The sequence below is a fragment of the Okeania sp. SIO2B9 genome (genome assembly GCF_010672505.1).
GTDB lineage: Bacteria > Cyanobacteriota > Cyanobacteriia > Cyanobacteriales > Microcoleaceae > Okeania > Okeania hirsuta.
The window spans coordinates 1-3,646 of record NZ_JAAHGK010000803.1 but is presented as its reverse complement, the minus strand read 5'-3'; the positions used below and the strand labels follow the sequence as shown (position 1 = coordinate 3,646).

At 33.4% G+C, this 3,646-nt stretch carries 5 protein-coding genes; 2 read left to right on the top strand and 3 right to left on the bottom strand.

All coding sequences use genetic code 11. The features are described 5' to 3' along the window. The 3 genes from F6K13_RS35370 to F6K13_RS23635 form a co-directional block, all read right to left on the bottom strand. A partial coding sequence (locus F6K13_RS35370; RefSeq protein WP_353735707.1) for a hypothetical protein occupies window positions 1-78 on the bottom strand: 78 nt, incomplete at its 3' end. Between the two features lie 20 nt (window positions 79-98). After that, a complete protein-coding gene (locus F6K13_RS23640; RefSeq protein ID WP_287288574.1) occupies window positions 99-1,328 on the bottom strand; it encodes a WD40 repeat domain-containing protein in 1,230 nt (409 codons plus the stop codon). A 211-nt stretch (window positions 1,329-1,539) separates the two neighbouring features. Next, entirely contained in the window at window positions 1,540-2,058 is a 519-nt protein-coding gene (locus tag F6K13_RS23635; RefSeq protein ID WP_124144873.1) for a ferric reductase-like transmembrane domain-containing protein, read from the bottom strand. A 966-nt stretch (window positions 2,059-3,024) separates the two neighbouring features. Here F6K13_RS23635 and F6K13_RS23630 point away from each other — a divergent pair. Together F6K13_RS23630 and F6K13_RS23625 are read left to right on the top strand one after the other, a co-directional pair. Continuing rightward, on the top strand, window positions 3,025-3,195 hold the full coding sequence (locus F6K13_RS23630; RefSeq protein ID WP_161564509.1) for a hypothetical protein: 171 nt from the start codon (window positions 3,025-3,027) through the stop codon (window positions 3,193-3,195). Window positions 3,196-3,220: 25 nt separating this feature from the next. After that, window positions 3,221-3,445, top strand: coding sequence for a hypothetical protein (locus F6K13_RS23625; RefSeq protein ID WP_124144872.1), 225 nt, complete (start codon window positions 3,221-3,223; stop codon window positions 3,443-3,445). The last annotated feature ends 201 nt before the right edge of the window (window positions 3,446-3,646 follow it).

Genomic DNA, 3,646 nt, shown 5'->3' with positions numbered 1-3,646 from the left:
CAAATGGTTACTATAAATACCTGTGTCTGTAGCTGCTGTTTTGATTAAGCTTTCTAAACTGGCATGATGACATTTAATATGATAAAAAGTAGTATTAATTAGATAGGGATGACCACCACATTAACTTTTACCTCAAACACTAAATCTTCATACCATACTGGAGTATCTTGCCAACTTTGGTCAATTTGGTTATATAACTTTTGGTTTAACTCTTCTAACTCAGCTATATCAGTAATCTCTGAAACAGAAATTATATCTGCTTCCTCTTTCACAATAGATGGGGGAGTTGTATTCTGTAAATCGTTACTACTAAAGTCAGATACAGACCACAGTTTGATAGTTCTATCAGCACTCCCACTGGCAAGAGTTTGTCCATCAGGATTAAACTTTACCGACCAAACAGCTTTAGAATGATCTGTAAATGTTTCTAATAATTTTTCTGTATCTACCTCCCACAAATGAATATTTTTGTCATAACTGCTGCTAGCAAGAGTTTTACTATCGGGACTAAAAGCAACAGACAAAACTGCTTTGTCGTGTCCTTCTAGAGTGCATTGTAGTTGACCAGTGTCCATGTGCCATAACTTAACTTTTCGGTCTTGACTACCGCTAGCAAGAATTTTACCATCAGGACTAAAAGCGATCGCCCAAATTGTGTTTGTATGTGCTGCCAAGGAGTGGAGTTGTTTACCTGTATTCAATTGCCAGGTTTTGATTTGACCATTTTTACCTCCACTAGCAAGCATCTCTCCATCCTTGCTCAAAACTAGAGATGTGACAGGAGCTGAATGTTGAAAACGACCCTCAACAGAACCAGTGTTAAGATTCCAAATTTTGATCGTGCCATCATAACTACCACTAGCAAGAGTTGTTCCATCAGAACTTATAGCTATAGCTTTCACATCATCGGTATGACCTTTGAGAGTCTGGATAAGAGTTCCATTTGCAATATTCCAAAGTTTAATGCGGTTATCCCAACTACCACTGGCAAGAATTTTACCATCTGGACTCATCGCAAGAGATTCGATCGCATCTGCGTGAGCATTGATAGTATGTAGCAATTTACCATTGCTTAAATTCCAAATTTTGATCGTGCCATCATAACTACTACTGGCAAGAGTTTTTCCATCAGAACTTATAGCAACTGCATACACCCATCCTTTATGTCCTGAAAGGGTTAGAGATGGTAAAGTTCTTTGCTCAGATGGTCGGACAAAGTTTGTGGTTGATATGGATAGCGATCGCCAGGACCACAGTCCACCAATAGTTGCTAAAGTAGTTGCTGCTATCACTGTAGAATATTTTCGACACTTGGGTTGAGCTAGCATAAATTTTAATCCTACCATTGATGATTACTTGTTGAAAAAATTTCAAATTACTGTTTATTTTTGACTTAATTTACACCCTTATATCTGATTTGTAAACTGAGTTGAAACTCCTTTCTAGTATGGGTTTGCCGAAAATTATGTCCTGGGAGCTTAGATAGTTTCAAACCCTTACACTGTAAAGTATTTATCCTCTTAATATTTACTTGATAAATCAGCTCTTAGTTTTTGTCAGTTTTTTTCTACGCTCTATACATCTTCTAACAATAAATAAAACTGTTATAGTTGTTATGCCAATCATTCCTAATGGGGTGAGGTAGCTCCAATGACCCCACATTTTGTCTATGACGTGCCAGACTAAGAGGAACATTGCTAGATATGTTAGTTCATGTAATTTCTTCCAATTTTTTTTCATTCTTTTGATACTCCAATCATTGGAAGTAATTGTTAGTAGTGTGAAAATAATGAAAGTTACGACTCCTTGTATATATATCCAATAAGTTTGGATGTCAAAAAAATCAAAGTTTCTCTTGCTCACTAGCAACATTCCATGACCAAAAGCAAATAGAAAAGCAATTACACCTATTTGACGACGATACTTCAGCAATATTTTAGGAAATTCTGTTTTTTTTGTGCTCGGAAACACAATTCTCAAAATGCTTGGTAGTAAGGTAATTACATAACATACTAATGCTAATAAACCTAAGTAGTTAGCTACTGGTGCTGTATCCATAATAGTCTCTCCTTTAGTTACTAAATTTTATTTACAGTAAATTCCAAGTATATGAAGTACAGAGATTAACAATTAAATGAATGCAAGTGCGACCATCTTGCCCGCGATGGGTGTACCTCACGCTTAGTGGAATCTGCTGTAAGTGAGATTTTTTTGCTCAGTTATAGAAATATTTACAGCAGTTATTTTTCTCTAGTAAAGATAATTTTTATATCATTTTTTAGAAATGATCTTCGTAGAATTACCAGGCTAAATGATTACACCCAATCTAAGAGATATTCCTGAGAAAAATATTGAAAATTAGATTTTTTTAAATTCTAGTTATTAATTGCTCAATTCAAGCATAAAAAGCAACTACTAACATTTTGAATATTTTGAAATTGATTACCCCCGATAATATATTCTAATCTATTCAAAATATCAAACATCTATTCCGGATAATTAATTACGATCAAATTAGAGTTCTAAATCTCTTTAAAAGATGAGTCATAATACTCAGGCGTTAAGTTTATTTTTTCACTGATTAATGTGATCAAGCCTCATTATTTTTATTGGTAATTATGAAATATAGGATCTGAAATTATAGTTATGTATTCAGAAGAATCTTTCATAAATTATTTACCTAAAATCATCGGTATTTTCATGATTTTTGTGAGTTAATCTTTGAATTGAAGAGTAATTATGTAGAAGTAGTAATATTTGTCTGTACATACTTTTCATAGTCTGGTGAGAAACTGCAAACATTGCTACTTGTATACTACTATCAGACCGCTTTGGGGTGTACTATTAATTTGTGCCATTTTCTAGCTCCTAATAATGTTCAGCTTAGAGTTTTTCTTGTTGTCTAAGACGATATATTTCTGAGTTTTCAAGGGTTATGCAAGTTGTGAAACTGGCAACAAATAATTTTAACGAAAGCTATATTTATACACCATTGCTGATTCATCCGGAAAAATAATCTGGGCTTTGTCATGGCCATCAATATCAAGCAACTATGTTGATTTACGTGGTAAAGGTCGAGTTTGGGATAATGGTCTTAGATATGAGTGGATTAACGGCCGTCATGGTGATTGGGGAGATAGTCATGGTGTTAGTGTTGTTAATGTAAATCCCCTAGTCGCATTATTTTATATATAAAATTTGAATACAAAAAAACTAATCCATGAAAAATATAATTATCAACTCTAAACCAGATAAAGTCAGACATATTCCTATCACTTCAATGCAAAAATATTTAGTGAAGGAATATTACTTAATACCCGGTTACGAAAAGTTTCGCGAAAATCACAAAAATGTAATTGCTCAGTTAGAAACTATCCTAGAAGAAAAAGTGGATAATTTTGACAGCAGCATTTCAACAATTAAAAATTACCTCTATTTAAAATAAGAAGATTGACTAAAATATTTTTTTTATCCTTGTATTATACTATTTTCAAAAAAGAATGTTACGCATAATTTGAGTAATTAGGGCTTGCTGATTAAATATAAAAGCATTGACATATAAAGACAAGTGCCTTTTTGGGAACGAAAAAAGTGCGCCTGTTTCAGTCTAAAACGCTCAAAAAGTTAGTATTTTAGGCGCATAGTT

What these genes read in the sequence shown, in the direction of transcription:
- F6K13_RS23640 (WP_287288574.1), bottom strand. Translation starts at nt 1,328, where the DNA reads ATGCTAGCTCAACCCAAGTGTCGAAAATATTCTACAGTGATAGCAGCA.
- F6K13_RS23635 (WP_124144873.1), bottom strand. Translation starts at nt 2,058, where the DNA reads ATGGATACAGCACCAGTAGCTAACTACTTAGGTTTATTAGCATTAGTA.
- F6K13_RS23625 (WP_124144872.1), top strand. Translation starts at nt 3,221, where the DNA reads ATGAAAAATATAATTATCAACTCTAAACCAGATAAAGTCAGACATATT.